This is a genomic window from Nonomuraea sp. MTCD27, from assembly GCF_041950495.1.
GTDB lineage: Bacteria > Actinomycetota > Actinomycetes > Streptosporangiales > Streptosporangiaceae > Nonomuraea.
On sequence record NZ_JBGNUW010000058.1, the window covers coordinates 1 to 15,195 of the forward strand.

The 15,195-nt window shown below is 71.9% G+C and carries 11 protein-coding genes and 1 rRNA gene; 7 read left to right on the forward strand and 5 right to left on the reverse strand.

All coding sequences use genetic code 11. The features are described from left to right. Nucleotides 1-122: 122 nt before the first annotated feature. On the reverse strand, nt 123-1,571 hold the full coding sequence (locus ACBJ59_RS62595) for an MFS transporter (RefSeq protein ID WP_375119363.1): 1,449 nt from the start codon (nt 1,569-1,571) through the stop codon (nt 123-125). 55 nt (nt 1,572-1,626) lie between these two features. Between ACBJ59_RS62595 and ACBJ59_RS62600 the strand changes: the two genes are divergently transcribed. The 5 genes from ACBJ59_RS62600 (at nt 1,627) to ACBJ59_RS62620 (ending at nt 7,124) form a co-directional block, all read left to right on the forward strand. Then, complete coding sequence (locus ACBJ59_RS62600) at nt 1,627-2,328, forward strand: TetR/AcrR family transcriptional regulator C-terminal domain-containing protein (RefSeq protein WP_375119364.1); 702 nt, start codon at nt 1,627-1,629, stop codon at nt 2,326-2,328. Nucleotides 2,329-2,341: 13 nt separating this feature from the next. Then, entirely contained in the window at nt 2,342-3,970 is a 1,629-nt protein-coding gene (locus tag ACBJ59_RS62605; protein WP_375119365.1) for an AMP-binding protein, read from the forward strand. A 66-nt stretch (nt 3,971-4,036) separates the two neighbouring features. Further along, the gene (locus ACBJ59_RS62610; protein ID WP_375119366.1) at nt 4,037-5,653 is read left to right on the forward strand and encodes a PucR family transcriptional regulator; all 1,617 of its coding nucleotides are present in this window, start codon (nt 4,037-4,039) and stop codon (nt 5,651-5,653) included. Nucleotides 5,654-5,671: 18 nt separating this feature from the next. Beyond that, nucleotides 5,672-6,055: a cupin domain-containing protein gene (locus ACBJ59_RS62615; protein ID WP_364131748.1), complete on the forward strand. Its 384-nt coding sequence runs from the start codon at nt 5,672-5,674 to the stop codon at nt 6,053-6,055. A 22-nt stretch (nt 6,056-6,077) separates the two neighbouring features. Further along, nucleotides 6,078-7,124: a methyltransferase gene (locus ACBJ59_RS62620; RefSeq protein WP_375119367.1), complete on the forward strand. Its 1,047-nt coding sequence runs from the start codon at nt 6,078-6,080 to the stop codon at nt 7,122-7,124. On the opposite strand, the gene trpS is transcribed toward ACBJ59_RS62620, so the two are convergent. Next, nucleotides 7,087-8,049 (reverse strand): tryptophan--tRNA ligase, encoded by a 963-nt coding sequence (trpS, locus tag ACBJ59_RS62625; protein ID WP_375119368.1) that lies wholly within the window; start codon nt 8,047-8,049, stop codon nt 7,087-7,089. The two genes, ACBJ59_RS62620 and trpS, sit on opposite strands and share 38 nt — an antisense overlap. 259 nt (nt 8,050-8,308) lie before the next feature. Between trpS and ACBJ59_RS62630 the strand changes: the two genes are divergently transcribed. Beyond that, nucleotides 8,309-9,778, forward strand: coding sequence for a phosphodiester glycosidase family protein (locus ACBJ59_RS62630; protein ID WP_375119369.1), 1,470 nt, complete (start codon nt 8,309-8,311; stop codon nt 9,776-9,778). A gap of 79 nt (nt 9,779-9,857) precedes the next feature. Here ACBJ59_RS62630 and ACBJ59_RS62635 read toward each other — a convergent pair whose 3' ends face one another. After that, nucleotides 9,858-10,316: an Lrp/AsnC family transcriptional regulator gene (locus ACBJ59_RS62635; protein ID WP_375119370.1), complete on the reverse strand. Its 459-nt coding sequence runs from the start codon at nt 10,314-10,316 to the stop codon at nt 9,858-9,860. Nucleotides 10,317-10,415: 99 nt separating this feature from the next. Here ACBJ59_RS62635 and ACBJ59_RS62640 point away from each other — a divergent pair, with 99 nt between their 5' ends. Next, a complete protein-coding gene (locus ACBJ59_RS62640; protein ID WP_375119371.1) occupies nt 10,416-11,057 on the forward strand; it encodes a LysE family translocator in 642 nt (213 codons plus the stop codon). Between the two features lie 65 nt (nt 11,058-11,122). On the opposite strand, the gene ACBJ59_RS62645 is transcribed toward ACBJ59_RS62640, so the two are convergent. Together ACBJ59_RS62645 and rrf are read right to left on the reverse strand one after the other, a co-directional pair. Beyond that, the gene (locus tag ACBJ59_RS62645) at nt 11,123-14,275 is read right to left on the reverse strand and encodes a tetratricopeptide repeat protein (protein WP_375119372.1); all 3,153 of its coding nucleotides are present in this window, start codon (nt 14,273-14,275) and stop codon (nt 11,123-11,125) included. Nucleotides 14,276-15,083: 808 nt separating this feature from the next. After that, a 5S ribosomal RNA gene (rrf, locus tag ACBJ59_RS62650) occupies nt 15,084-15,195 on the reverse strand; the annotation flags it as partial.

The window sequence follows — 15,195 nt, forward strand, 5'->3', positions numbered from 1 at the left end:
CATCGCCACCCGCTACGACAAGACCCCTGAGAGCTACATCGCCGGCCTCCACCTTCGTGGCGCGATGATTTGGATCAAAGACCTCACACGACCCACCCCTTGATCACAACCCAATACGCGCCCTAGACCTGCACGGGTTCGGGGGCCGCGGCGGGCTTGGCCGGACGCAGCACGGTGACGGCGAGCAACGCGGCGGCCACGCAGAACGCGGCCCCGACCCACGAGCCGAGGTGCATGGCGGAGGTGAAGGCCTCGTTGGCCACCTCGGCCAGGCCCAGCGGGTGCGCGGCGCCGATCGACTCCCTGGCGGCCGCGGGCAGGTCGGCGGGCATCTCCGAGGTGTACTTCCCGGCCAGGACGCTGCCCAGGATCGCGATGCTGAGCGCCATGCCGACCTGCTGGACGGTGTCGTTCAGCGCGGAGCCGACGCCGGCGTGGTCCACCGGGATGGCGCCCATGAGCGAGGCGTAGGCGGACGGTCCGGCCAGGCCCCCGCCGATGCCCATGATCACGAGACCGACGAGCAGCGGCAGGTAGCCGGTGGTCATGGCCATGACGACGAAGCCCCCGGCCATGAGCAGCAGCCCGGCGCCGATCAGCACCCGGTTGCTGAGCTTCTGCCCGAGTCCGGCGCCCACGCCGTTGAAGATCGCGGCCGCCACGGCGTAGGGCAGCATGGCCAGCCCGGCCTGCATCTCCCCGTAGCCCAGCACGAACTGCAGGTACTGGGTCAGCATCAGCATCACGGCACCGGCGCCGAACGACATGAGCAGGATCGAGAAGGACGCGCCGCTGAAGTTCCGGTTGGCGAACAGGTGGAGCGGCAACATCGGCTCCTCCCGCCGGCGCTCCCAGACCACGAACGCGGCCAGCGCGACGACCGCCAGCGCGATGACCGGGATGTTCCACTCCCGCTCGATGATCACGTAGACGCCCGCGGTCAGGCCAATGATCGACAGCACCACGCCCACCGGGTCGACCCTCCGCCCGGTGCTGCGGGTCTCGGGCATGAGCACGACGGCGGCCACGATGGCGACCGCCGCCACGGGGATGTTCAGCAGGAAGACCGAGCCCCACCAGTAGTGCTCCAGCATGAAGCCGCCCAGGGTCGGGCCCGACACCATGCCGACCAGGGCCACGGCGCTCCAGGCCGCCATGGCCTTGCGCCGCTCGCTGCCGTCGAACACGGTCATCAGGATCGACAGCGTGGACGGCATGAGCAGCGCGCCGCCGATGCCCATCAGGCCGCGGGCGGCGATGAGCTGCCAGGGCTCGGTGACGACGACGGCGAGCAGCGACGCGCCGCCGAAGAAGGCCAGGCCGATGATCAGGAAGAGGCGCCGGCCGTACTTGTCGGACAGGCTGCCCGAGGTGAGCAGCAGGCCGGCGAAGGCCAGCACGTAGGCGTCAATGATCCATTGGATGTCCGAGGGGGTCGCGCCCATCTCCCGGCTCAGGGAGGGGATGGCCAGGTTGAGCACGGTGTTGTCGATGACCAGCACCAGGAGCGCCAGGCAGAGGACGACGAGGATCCACCAGCGGCGGGGGTCTCGTACAGTGTTCGAGTTCACTCGCACAGCGTACGACAACACTCGTACAGTGTGCGAGGGGATTTATCCTTGGGGTATGAGCAGCAAGGCGTTCTCCTCGGTGTGGCTCCGCGAGTCCCGCAAGGCCACCAGCCCGGGCCGCAGCCGGGAGGAGATCGTCCGGGCCGCGCTCGAACTGCTGGACGAGGAGGGCCCGTCCGGGCTGAGCATGCGCAAGCTGGGCGCGAAGCTGCAGGCAGGGGCCACCAGCCTCTACTGGTACGTCGCCAACAAGGACGAGTTGCTGGAGCTGCTCTACGACGAGGTGTGGGCGGAGATGACCGTGCAGGACCCCGACGAGGTGGGCTGGCGCGCGTCCGCCACCACGCTGGCCTACAGCATGCGCCAGGCCATCCTGAGCCACCCGTGGGCGGCCGGCCTCATCGGCCGGTTGCCCGCGCTCGGCCCGAACGCGTTGCACGTCGCCAACGAGATGCGCAGGATGTTCAAGCGCGCCGGATTCACCGGGCTGGACACCGACTTCGCCATCGCCACCCTGACGGCCTACGTCTTCGGCATGACGATTCCCGAGATCGCCTGGAAGACCACGACCGGCAACCGGGAATACGACCCCGAAGAGATGCGGGCGGCGGTCGCCCAGGCCGCCGCCGACTACCCCGACATGCTGGAGAGCGTGAACATGGCCGGCTACGAGGATCCGCAGGCCGTCCGCGCCATGGCCTTCGACTTCGGCCTGCTGTCGATGCTCGACGGCCTTGAGCGGCGGCTGGCGACGTAGCAGGATCCCAGGCATGAGCGATTTCCGTGCCGCCCGCGACTTCCTGCTCGGGGCCGATCCCGCCACCGCCCGCAGCGACTTCCGCTGGCCGGAGCTGACCGAGTTCAACTGGGCGCTCGACTGGTTCGACGGGGTGCTGGCCACCGAGACCCCCGACGCCGTCGCTCTCAAGATCGTCGGCGGGAGCGGCGCCACCTACACCTTCGCCCGGCTGTCGGCCCGCTCCAACCAGGTCGCCAACTGGCTGCACGAGCAGGGGGTGCGCCGGGGCGACCGGATCCTGCTCATGCTGGGCAACCAGGCCGAGCTGTGGGAGTCGCTGCTGGCCGCGATGAAGCTGGGCGCGGTCGTCATCCCGGCCACCACGCTGCTGACCGCCAAGGACATCACCGAGCGGATCGAGCGCGGCGGCGTCTCCCACGTGATCGCCAACGCCGCCGACGCCGGCAAGTTCGGGGCCGGCGAATACACCCGGATCGGCGTGGGTGACGCCTACAACTGGCTGCCGTACCACGAGGCGTACGAGGCCCAGGAGAGCTTCACCCCCGACGGGCCGACCCGCGCGGACGACACGCTGCTGCTCTACTTCACCTCCGGCACCACCTCGCAGCCGAAGCTGGTCGAGCACACCCACGCCTCCTACCCGGCCGGGCACCTGTCGACGATGTTCTGGATCGGGGTCAGGCCGGGCGACGTGCACCTCAACGTGTCCTCGCCCGGGTGGGCCAAGCACGCCTGGAGCAACGTGTTCGCCCCCTGGAACGCCGGGGCGACCGTGCTGATCCACGACTACCAGCGCTTCTCCGCGCCCGCGCTGCTGGAGGTGCTGCGCGACGAGCGGGTGACCACGTTCTGCGCCCCGCCGACCGTGTGGCGGATGCTCATCCAGGAGGACCTGGCCGCGTGGAAGCTGCCCCTGCGTACGGCCGTGGCCGCCGGCGAGCCGCTCAACCCCGAGATCATCGACCAGGTCGCCAAGGCGTGGGGCCTGACGATCAGGGACGGGTACGGCCAGACCGAGACCACCGCGCAGATCGGCAACGCCCCCGACGAGCCGGTCCGGCCCGGGTCCATGGGGCGGCCGCTGCCCGGCTACGAGGTCGTGCTGATCGACCCCGTCTCCGGTGACCAGGGCGACGACGGAGAGATCTGCCTGCCGCTGGACGGCCGCCGCCCCCTCGGCCTCATGTCCGGATATGTCGGTGGATCGTCGGAGGCCATGCGCGGCGGCTTCTACCACACGGGCGACGTCGCCACCCGAGACGCGGACGGCTACATCACCTACGTGGGCCGGACCGACGACGTCTTCAAGGCCTCCGACTACCGCATCTCGCCGTTCGAGCTGGAGAGCGTCCTGCTGGAGCACCCCGCCGTGACCGAGGCGGCCGTGGTGCCCGCCCCCGACCCGGTACGCCTGGCCGTGCCGAAGGCGTACGTGACGCTCGCCCCGGGGTTCGAGCCGGACGAGTCGACCGCGCGGTCGATCTTCGAGCACTGCCGGCGGGAGCTGGCCCCGTACAAGCGGGTGCGGCGGCTGGAGTTCGACGAGTTGCCGAAGACGATCTCCGGCAAGATTCGCCGCGTTGAGCTGCGCGTACGCGAACCCCGGCGGGAATACCGCGAAGAGGATCTCAACCCATGACAATGGGGGCAAAGTGTAAATTCACCTATGGCCGTTCTTACAGGCTGATCGGCTAGGCTCTGCCCCGTGTTGCCCACCATCGCCGATGTCCTCGCTCTTGAGACCGTGCGCCGGGGCGGCCCGCGCGTGGTCGCGGGCGCCGACCGGCTCGACACCAAGGTGCGGTGGGTGCACGTCGGCGAGATAGCCGACATCGCCCACCTGCTGCGCGGCGGGGAGCTGGTGCTCACCACGGGGGTCGCCCTGCCCGAGGACCCGGAGAAGCTCGCCGACTACATCGGCGAGCTCTCCTCCGTGGGCGCCTCGGGGCTGATCGTGGAGCTGGGCCGCAGGTTCGTCCGCGAGCTGCCGCGGGCCGTGGTCAAGTCTGCCGAGGAGCACGGCCTGCCGGTCGTCGTGCTGACCCGGGAGACGCCGTTCGTGCAGATCACCGAGTCGGTGCACGCCCGGATCATCGACATCCAGCTGGAGGAGCTGCGCGCCTCCGAGCAGCTCCACGAGGTCTTCACCGAGCTGTCGGTCGAGGGCGCCTCGCCGGCCGAGGTGCTGGCCCAGGTGGCCCGGCTGTCGAGCCGGCCGGTGCTGCTGGAGAACCTCGCGCACCAGGTGCTGGCCTGCGAGTCCGCCGGGCGCGACGCGGGGACGCTGCTGGCGGGATGGGAGACCAGGTCGCGGGCGGTGGCCCCGGCGGAGCGCACCGCGTACGACCCGGCCTCGGGCTGGCTGGTCACCACGGTCGGGGCGCGCGGGCAGGACTGGGGACGGCTGATCCTGCTCTGCGACGGGCAGCCGTCGCCGCGCGACATGGTGCTGGCCGAGCGCGCCGCCACCACGCTGGCCCTGGGCCGCCTGCTGGAGCGCCACCAGGAGTCGCTGGAGCGCCAGGCGCACGGCACGATCATCACCGGCATCCTGACCCACGCCTACTCCGACCCCGACGAGGCCGCCGCCCGCGCCCGCGCGGTGGGCGTGCCGCTCACCGGGCGCAAGCTGATCAGCGTGGTGATCAGGCCGACCGAGCCCATCGACCAGGCGCTGGACGGCCAGGCGCAGCTCGGCGAGCTGGCCGAGGCCACCGCCGCCGCCTGCCGCGACGCCCGCCTGCCCGCCCTGGTGGGCGCGCTCGACCAGGAGCGGGTCGGGGTGCTGCTGCCGCTCCCGCCGCGCACGCAGGCCGAGACCGCGCTGACCTCGCTCGCCGAGCGGCTGCGCGTGCTGTGGCGGCCCGGCTCGGCGTTCGTGCTGGCGGCGGGCTCGGTGGTGGAGTCCATCAGGGACGTACGCCGCAGCTTCCTCGAGGCCGAGCAGGTGGCCGACGTCGCCGTCCGCCAGCCCGACGGCCGGCCCTTCTACCGGCTGCCCGACCTGCGCCTGCGCGGCCTGCTCCACCTGCTGCGCGACGACGCGAGGATACAGACGTTCGCCGAGCGGGAGCTGGGGCCGCTGCTGGCCCACGACGCGCAGCGGGGCGGCGACCTGACCCGGATCCTCCGCGTCTACCTGGACTCCGGGCGCAACAAGGCCGTCGCCGCACAGAAGGCCCACCTGTCCAGGCCGGCCTTCTACGACCGCCTGCGGCGCCTCGAACGCATCCTCGACACCGACCTCGACGACGTGGAGTCGTGCCTCTCCCTGCACGTGGCACTGCTGGCGCTGGAGTCGTTCCGCAGGGAGAGCCGTTAATGTGCTGAAATGGGCGATATGTCTGACGTGCTGATGCCCGACGTGGCCGACCTCGGCCGCATGATCGCCACCGCGGGGGCCTTCTCCGTGCCCGTACACGACGTACGGCTGACCCCCGACGAGCTCGCTCCCGAGCAGATCGTCGCGGGCGATCCCGCCACGTCGTCCCTGGAGCTGGGCGACGGACGGGGCATCTGGGAGATCACGCCGGGCGTCGTGACCGACGTGGAGAGCGACGAGATCTTCGTCGTGCTGTCCGGCCGCGCCACGATCGCCGTCGAGGGCGGCACCACGATCGAGGTCGGCCCGGGGGACGTCTGCCTGCTGGCCGAGGGCGCCAGGACGACGTGGATCGTGCACGAGACGCTGCGCAAGGTCTATCAGACCCGGCGGTCCGCGTAGTTCGCGACCTACCGTCGCTAGTGTGCCCCTCTTCTTCAACCCCTTCGAGGCCGCGGCCCACCGGCTGGCGATCGTGCCTCCCATGTTCGACTACTTCGGCGCCCTGGGTCTGCACGCGGTCGTCGCGGCGGCCCGGATCGGCGTCTTCGACGCCCTGCGCCGGCGACCTTCCACCGGCGTCGAGCTGGCCGCCGCGCTCGGGCTCGATCCGCGCGCGGCCGACGCGCTGTTACGGGCCCTGGCCGGGCTCGGCTACCTGAGAGCCGGCGGCGGCCGCTACCGGCTGACCCGCACCGCGCGGCTGTGGCTCACGACCGACTCACCGACGTCGCTGGTGGCGGGGCTGGAGTTCTGGGAGCGTACCGCCTGCGTGATCTGGCCCAGGCTGGAGAAGGCGGTGCGCGACGGGTCGCCGGTCACGCCGTTCTACGCGCTGCTGGAGAGCGACCCCGAGCTGTCGCGCTCGTTCCAGGCGTGGACGGCGGCGGTCGCGGGCCGCCAGGCCCCGGCCACGGCGCGGGCCATCCCCGTGCCACGCGGCGCCCGCCGGGTGCTCGACGTGGGGGGCGGGCACGGCCTGTTCAGCGTGGAGCTGCTGCGCCGCCACCCCGGGCTGCGGGCCACCGTGATCGACCTGCCGCGGGCGCTGGAGGCCGCCGCCGAGCATCCCCGACTGACGCTGCGCGCCGGGTCGTTCCTGGACGACGACCTCGGCGACGGGTACGACGTCGTCATGCTGTTCAACATCGTGCACGGGCTGACCGACGAGGAGGCGGCCCAGCTGTTCCGGCGCGTGGCGGCGGCGCTGAACCCGGGCGGCACCATCGTGGTCGGCGACCAGTTCTCCGACAGCGTCATGCCGGGCCGGGCCAGCCGTACCCTGCTGCGCCTGCTCGACCTGAACTACCTGGTCACCGTGGGCGGCAGGGTACGCGCGCTGCGCGAGGTGGCGGGCCTGCTGCGGGCGGCCGGTTTCCGCGGGGTCCGGCACCGCCGCCCGTTCGGCTCCCCCGCCACGGAGCTGGCCGTGGCTAGAACCCCATCGCGGCCCTCACCTCGTCGAGCGTGAGGACCGCCCGCTCGCGGGCCCTGGCGTTGCCGTCGGCCAGGATCTGCCGGACGTCGGCCGTGGCCAGCTCGGCCCGGCGCCTCCTGATCGGGCGCAGGAACTCGTTGACCGCCTCGGTCGCCACGCGCTTGAGCGTGGCGGCCCCGCCGTCCCCGATCTCGTCGGCGAGCTCGTGCGGCGGGCGGCCCAGGCACAGGCCGGTCAGCGTGAGCAGGTTGGCCACCTCGGGCCTGCGTACCTCGTCGAACGTGATCAGCCGGTCGGAGTCGGTGCGGGCCCCGCGGATGAGGGCGGCCGTCTCGTCCTCGGTGGCCGACAGGGCGATCGCGTTGCCCCGGCTCTTGCTCATCTTGCCGCCGTCCAGGCCCTTGAGCAGCGGTTGCTCCCCCAGCAGGGCGTCCGGCAGCGGGAACACCGCGCCGTAGCGCTCGTTGAAGCGCCGCGCGACCAGCCGCGTCACCTCCAGGTGCGGCAGCTGGTCCTTGCCCACGGGCACCAGCGTGCCCTTGCAGAACAGGATGTCGGCCGCCTGGTGCACCGGATAGGTGAACATCAGGCCGCTCACCGCCTGCTGGGAGCTGTGCGCGATCTCGTCCTTCACCGTGGGGTTGCGCCGCAGCTCGGCCACCGACACCAGGCTCAGGAACGGCAGCAGGAGCTGGTTCAGCTCGGGGACCGCGCTGTGCTGGAAGATCGTGACCTTGGCCGGGTCGATGCCGACCGCGAGATAGTCGAGCAGCAGCTCGGTGGTGTGCCGCCGGATCTCGCCAGGTACGTCACGGTCGGTGATCACCTGATAGTCGGCGATCAGCACGTACATCGGATAGCGGTCCTGCAGCTCCACCCGGTTGGCCAGCGAGCCGAAATAGTGGCCGAGATGCAGGCGGCCCGTCGGGCGGTCACCCGTGAGCACGACGTCGTTCATCAGGTCTCTCTCCTTTGGGATCATGCCGTCCCGGAGAGGAACCACCCGCTTGCCGGGGCCGTCTCGGGGACGGCCCACGCATGGGAATTCAGCGGCCGTCTGTCGGCCGCCACCACATGCAGATGCGAGTCATATACGAATGGTATCGGTTCGTGGTGTCAATCTCGTAACCTCTTTACTCGTTTGGCGTGTTCCCCTGACCCGGAGACCTTGATCTCGCCACTATGGTGCGGTCCCTTTTCCGCCCTCTGGAGAGTTCATGTCTCGACGCACCCTCGCCGGCGGCCTGGCCATAGCCGCGGCGCTCACCCTCACCGCGCTGCCCGCGACAGCGGAGCAGCTGTCGGTGAGGTTCCCGTCGGCCAAGTTCCCGCTGGGCACCCGGCCCGTGCCGACCAAGACGATGACCGCCGTGACACAGGGCATCGACCTGTACGACGTGAAGGCGGGCTCGCACACCGACGGTTACACGGTGACCGTCCTGATGCCCAACGGCCGCGACACCGGGACACTCCCGAACGCCGAGACCAAGGTCGCCGAGGTGGAGGCGGCCGGCGAGGCCGCCAGCCTGCAGAAGATCGTCCGGCCGGCGGTCGCCGACGCCCCCGCCAAGACCGAGTACATGGTCCGCGTCGGCCTGTGGTCCTTCAAGGACAAGAAGAAGGCCGAGGAGAAGGCGAAGCAGCTCAAGGACGCGGGCCTGAAGGTCAAGGTCGACTACCTCGGCGACGACGGTCTCAAGACCACCGGCCCGTGGGACGCCAGAGTCCTCATGATCGACGTCAAGACGTTCCGCGGCTCGTACGCCGCCTCGCTCGGCACCAGCGTGGCCAAGCGGGAGACCGTCTCGTCGATGGCCAAGGCCCGCAACGCCATCGTCGGCCTCAACGGCGGCTTCTTCAACATCCACACCGACAAGGCGCTGCGCGGCGAGCCCGTGGGCGCGTCCGTGGTCGGCGGCAAGCTGCTGAGCGAGGCCATCGAAGGCCGCTCGGCCGTCGTGCTCAAGGGCCGCACCGCCAAGATCACCGAGCTGAAGACCGACATCACCGCGATCTCGCAGGACGGCGAGCGGGTCGAGGTCAACGGCGTCAACCGGGCCGCGACGACGGACGAGCTGGTGCTGTACACGGAGGAGTACGGAGCCAAGACGCCCACCGGCGGGACCGACGCCGTCCTCGACGCCAACGGCAGGGTCGTGGGCCTGCGCGCCTCGGGCGGCGCGGTGACCGCCGGCATGCGGGTGCTGCACGGCAACGGCGTGGCCTCCGACTGGCTCAACGAGCACGCCTGGCAGGAGTGGACGGTCAAGATCGACACGAAGGTCGTGGACCTGCGGACGAAGCGGGCGCTCAAGCTCACCCCCGACCTGAACGTGATCGCGGGCGGCGTCGGCCTCGTACGCAACGGCAGGGTGAAGATCACCGCCAAGCGCGACGGGCACGACTCGATGAACATGATCCTGCGCCGCCACCCGCGCACCCTCCTCGGCACCACCCGCAACGGCAGCCTGATCCTGGTCACCATCGACGGGCGGCAGCCCGGGGTGACGATCGGGGCGAACTTCGTGGAGGCCGCCCAGTTCATGCGCTGGCTGGGCGCGACGCAGGCGATCAACTTCGACGGCGGCGGCTCGACGGCCATGGTGGTCGGCAACAAGCTGGTCAACCGCCCGTCCGACGGCGCCGAGCGCGCCGTCGGCGACGCCCTCCTGGTCCTGCCCCAGTAAGCCGCCGGGGCCCGCACCGGCGTGTGCGGGCCCTCAGCCCCGTCACCGGCGTACGGGCCCTCGACCCCTCCGTGCGAGCTCAGCCGATCACCGGCAGGCCGGTGTCCGCCTTCACGGCTTTCATCGCCAGGTGCGAGGTCACCTGCGCCACCCCGGGCAACCCGGACAACGTCTCGGAGTAGAACCGCTCGTAGGCCGCCAGATCCGCCACCGCGATCCGCAGCAGGAAGTCCGGATCCCCGAAGAGCCGGTGCGCCTCCACCACCTCGGGCATCTCCGCCACCCGCCGCTCGAACTCCGCCACCGTGTCGTGGTCCTCGTACCGCATCACCACCGTGACGAACGCCTGGAACCCGCGCCCCACCGCGCCCCCGTCGAGCAGCGCCCGATAGCCGCGGATGACGCCGCTCTCCTCCAGCTGCCGCACCCGGCGCAGGCACGGTGACGGCGTGAGCCCCACCCTGTCGGCCAGCTCGGTGTTGCTGAGCCGCCCGTCCCGCTGCAGCTCCTGGAGAATCCTGCGGTCAATCCTGTCCATGACGCAACATCGTGCCACGCAGCCCACCGTGTCGGCACGAATCCACCATCGCCTGCCAACCCTCCCCGGCTACCGTCACCACGGAGGAGGTACATCGTCGTGGACACCCGGCTCCTGCTGCTCTTCCTGGGCATGGATCTGCTGCTCATCTGCACCCCCGGCCCCGACCTGCTCTACGTGACGGCCCGCTCCCTCGGGGCGGGCCGCCGGACGGGGCTGACGGCGGTGGCGGGCATCTGCTGCGGTTACGCCGTGCACACCGTCCTGGCCGCCGCCGGGCTGGCCGCCGCGCTGCGCGCCGTCCCCGCCGCCCTGCCCGCGATGCGCTACGCCGGGGCCGCGTACCTGGTGTTCCTCGCGGTCAGGACGCTGATGTCGCTGAGGAGCCGCACCGGCCCCGCACCCGGCTCGCCACCGGCCGAGCCGCCGGCCCAGCCTGCGGGCCGGGTGTTGCGGCAGAGCATGCTCACGGCCCTGCTCAACCCGAAGGGCCTGCTGCTGTACCTGTCGCTGATGCCGCAGTTCATCGCGCCCGGCACGGGACTTCCGCTGGGCGTCCAGCTGACCGCGCTCGGCCTGCTGCACGTCGTGAACTGCGGCCTGCTCTACGGCCTGGCCGCCGTCGCCACGGCCCGGGCCGGCCGCGCCCTGGCCGGCACCCCGAAGGCGGCGCGGCGGATCTCGGCCGTGTCGGGCACGATGTTGCTGGTGGTCGCGGCGGCCACGCTCAGCACCCATTAGCCCCCTTCCACGACAGCCGGACCGCTCGCCCCGTGGGCCGTTCCATCACGGCCACGCCCGCCGCTTCATCGGGCCTGCTCCCCCCAGTAGGCGAGTTGCTCCCTGGTGGTGCGGGTCGCCGGATGGCCGGGGCCGAGCACGCGCTCCCGGACCGGCAGCAGCGCCGCGCACTGGTCCCGGGCCGCCGCCGGGTCGCCCGCGCGGCCGGTCCAGTACGCGAGGTTGGCGCGGGCGGTCAGCGTGTCGGGGTGCTCGCGGCCGGAGGCGCGCTCGCGCAGGGGCAGCAGGGCGGCGTACGCGTCCCTGGCCGCCACCGGGTCCCCCAGCTCACCCGTCCACCGGGCCAGCTCGTGCCGGATCGTCAGCGTGTCGGGGTGTTCGGGCCCGAGCACCCGCTCCCTGACCGGCAGCAGCGCCGCGTACTCGGCGCGCGCCGCCACCGCGTCACCGGCCTGGCCGGTCCAGTACGCGAGGTTGTGCCGGGTGATCAGTGTGTCCGGGTGTTCGGGGCCGAGCACGCGTTCCCTGACCGGCAGCAGCATCGCGCACTGGTCGCGGGCCGCCGCCGGGTCCCCGGCCTGGCCGGTCCAGAAGGCGAGGTTGTGCCGGGTGGTGAGGGTGTCCGGGTGCTCGTGGCCGGAGGCGCGCTCGCGGCGGACGAGGAGCTCGGCGTACTGGGCCCTGGCCGCCACCGCGTCGCCCAGCTCGCCGGTCCACCGGGCCAGCTCGTGGCGGGTGATCAGGGTCGCGGGGTGCTGGGGGCCGAGGACGCGTTCCCGGACCGGCAGCAGCGCGGCGCAGTGGTCGCGGGCCCCTGCCGGGTCCCCCGCCTGGCCGGTCCACTGCGCCAGGTTGGCGCGGGCGGTCAGGGTGTCGGGGTGATCGGGGCCCTGGACGCGTTCCCGGATGGGCAGCAGGGCCGCGTACTGGTCGCGGGCCGCCGCCGCGTCCCCCAGCTCACCCGTCCACCGGGCCAGCTCGTGCCGGATGGTCAGCGTGTCGGGGTGTTCGGGGCCGGACACGCGCTCGCGCACGACCAGGAGGGCCGCGTACTGATCACGCGCCGCCACCGCGTCCCCCAGCTCACCCGTCCACCGGGCCAGCTCGTGCCGGTTGATCAGGGTGGAGGGGTGGTCCGGGCCTTGGACCCGCTCGCGGATGGGGAGCAGGGCCGCGTACTGGTCCCTGGCCGCCGCCGGGTCCCCCGCCTGGCCGGTCCACTGGGCCAGGTTGGCCTGGGTGATGAGGGTGTCGGGGTGCTCGGGTCCGGACACGCGGCTGCGTACGGGGAGGAGCGCGGCGTACTGGTCCCGGGCGGCCACCGGATCGCCCGCCCGCCCGGTCCACTGCGCGAGGCTGTGGCGGGTGGTCAGCGTGTCGGGGTGCTCGGGACCGAGCACGCGCTCGTAGATCGGGAGCAATGCCGCGTACTGCCGCCGCGCCGACTCCGCGTCCCCCAGCTCGCCGGTCCACCGCGCCAGCTCGTGCCGGATGGTCAGCGTGTTGGGGTGCTCCGGACCCTGCACCCGCTCCCTGACCGGCAGCAATGCCGCGTACTGGTCCCGCGCCGCCACCGCGTCCCCCAGCTCACCCGTCCACCGCGCCAGCTCGTGCCGGATCGTCAGCGTGATCGGGTGCTCGGGGCCGAGCCGGTGTTCGCGGATGGGCAGCAGGGCCGCGTACTGCCGCCGCGCCGACTCCGCGTCCCCCAGCTCGCCGGTCCACCGGGCCAGCTCGTGCCGGGCGGTCAGCGTGGCGGGATGCTCGGCGCCCAGCCTCGCGGTCAGGGCCTCGCTGATCTCCCTGAACAACGCCCTCGCCGTACGGTAGTCGCCGCTCGCCCCGAGATACTGCGCGGTCTTGGCCATCCCGGGCGAGGACGGGACGAGCACGGCCAGGATGTGCGGCAGCAAGTGGGCGTACCGGGACCACGTGCCGGCGTGGGCGGGGTCGTCGGGCAGCACGGACTCCAGGAGCACGGCGGCCGCGTCGCGCCAGCGCTGCTGCTCGTTGGGTGGAAGCTGGTCGAGAGTGACGGCCTGCACCAGGCGGTGCACCGACAGGTTCCCCTCCGCCGGAAGGCCGATCAGGCTGTGGCCGCGCAGCGCGGCGACGGCGGCGTTGACCGTGATGGTGTCGCGCGGCAGCCGCTGCAACACCCCCAGCGCGCTGAGCCAGGGGCGCACGTCGCGGAACAGCCGCGGGTTCGGCAACCGCCCGTACGCCCGCTGCCGCCGCACGTCCGCGGCCAGCAACTCGCGCGGGCTGCACCGTTCGAGCTGCGAGAGCAGCAGGTGGTACGGGATCGCCTCGTGGGAGTAGCAGGCCAGCACGCGCAGCAGCGCGATCGCCTGGGGGCTGGTGCGGGCCAGGTTCCTGAACGACAGCTGCCAGGTGGTGGTGACGCGCTCCTGGTATCCCCACGCCTGGCCCTGGGCGAGCAGCTCGGCGCGCTGGTCGTGCAGCAGGTCGAGGTACTCCGAGAGGGTCAGGCCGGTCTCGGCCATGTACGCGGCGGCCTGCTCCAGCGCCAGCGGCAGCGCGCCCAGCTCGGCCACCACGGCGGAGGCGGCGGCGCCGTCGTCCTGCCCCGAGCGCGCCAGCACCAGCGCCGCCCCCGGCTCCGGCTCCAGCACCGGCAGCTCCAGCCCCTGCTCCCGAGGCCAGCTCCCGGACCGGCTGGTGATCAGCACATGCCCGGGTCCCGCCGGAGGGAGGTACGGGCGCAGCGCATCGGCCTCCGGGGCGTTGTCGAAGATCAGCAGCCAGGGGCCGGCGTGGGCGGCGAGCACGGCATGCACCTGATCGACCGGATCTGCGGCGTCGACCGTGTCCCGTAACCCCAGCAACGCCGCCAGCCGGGCGAACGCGGCCGACAGGACGGCCGGGTCGGCGGCGGGCAGTTGCCAGACGAGCTGGTAGTCCTGGTGGTGGCGGTGGGCGTACTCGAGGACGAGGCTGGTCTTGCCCACGCCGCCGAGTCCGTACACGGCGACCACGCACGGCTCGACCGGCCCGGCGATGAGACGCTCCCGCAGCCCCGCCACCACCTCGTCGCGCCCGAGCAGCCGCGGAGGACGGGGCGGGAGTTGCACGGGGCGGGTGGGCACCAGGGGGCGGGGCGGCAGACGCACGTCACCGACGACGTCCACATGACCGACGGTCACGGCGGTCGCCCCGTCCCCGGTCATCGCCACCCCGGCGTTATCCCCACCCACAGCAATGGAACGTTCCATATCCCCTTCGGCTACAGCTGCCCCACGGCCCGCCGCCCGCCCATCCCCCGAGGCCCCGGCACCCGCAGGGACGTCTGCCCCCGCACCCGAGGCCCCGGCACCCGCGGACCCGGCACCCGCAGGGACGTCTGCCCCCGCACCCGCGTCGGCCCCCACTCGGGGCTCGGACCCCGACGACGCGCCAGTCCGCCCCCGCCCGCCAGACCCCTCACGAGGGCCGGACTCTGCACGAGCGTCAGACTCCGCGTGGGCGTCGCTCCCCGCAGTGTCGGAGTCCGCACAGGCGTCGGATCCCGCACGCGCCTCGGACCCCGCGCCACCGGGAGCCTTCGCAGGGCCGGAACCGCATCCGGCGAGCGACGATCCGTGCGGCGGCGGCATCCTGGCCGAAGTGGGACGCCGGCGTCGGCGATGCGACGCAGCCAGCGCACCTGCGACGAGCAACCCGACGCTCCCCAGGGAGATGCTGATCAGGCTGTCCTGCTCGTCCAGAAACATCAGCAGCGTGCCCGGCATCCCCAACGCGTCCGCCATGACGTCCGCCGCCCCGGCGGCCAACAAAGTGAGCGAAACCGGGACAACCATCCAGGTGAGGAGCCGCGAACGCCGGTGTTTATGTCGTGCCGATCCGGAGGTCGGCTCTGAAGGGGGTGACGCCGTCATTCATCCAGGGTGACGGCGTACTCTGACCGACGCCACCGAAACTGCGTCATGCCCGGAAAACACCCTATGCATGGGGAAATAAAAAGAGCCCCGATCATAGCCGATCGGGGCTCTTTCTATAAAGATTGTCCGGCGGTGACCTACTCTCCCACACCCTCCCGAGTGCAGTACCATCGGCGCTGAGAAGCTTAACTTCCGGGTTCGGAATGTAACCGGGTGTTTCCTTCCCGCCATAACCG

Bases quoted from the DNA above. Each gene is read 5' to 3' on its own strand.
- ACBJ59_RS62600 (WP_375119364.1), top strand. From the start codon at position 1,627: ATGAGCAGCAAGGCGTTCTCCTCGGTGTGGCTCCGCGAGTCCCGCAAG.
- ACBJ59_RS62605 (WP_375119365.1), top strand. From the start codon at position 2,342: ATGAGCGATTTCCGTGCCGCCCGCGACTTCCTGCTCGGGGCCGATCCC.
- ACBJ59_RS62615 (WP_364131748.1), top strand. From the start codon at position 5,672: ATGTCTGACGTGCTGATGCCCGACGTGGCCGACCTCGGCCGCATGATC.
- trpS (WP_375119368.1), bottom strand. From the start codon at position 8,049: ATGAACGACGTCGTGCTCACGGGTGACCGCCCGACGGGCCGCCTGCAT.
- ACBJ59_RS62630 (WP_375119369.1), top strand. From the start codon at position 8,309: ATGTCTCGACGCACCCTCGCCGGCGGCCTGGCCATAGCCGCGGCGCTC.
- ACBJ59_RS62635 (WP_375119370.1), bottom strand. From the start codon at position 10,316: ATGGACAGGATTGACCGCAGGATTCTCCAGGAGCTGCAGCGGGACGGG.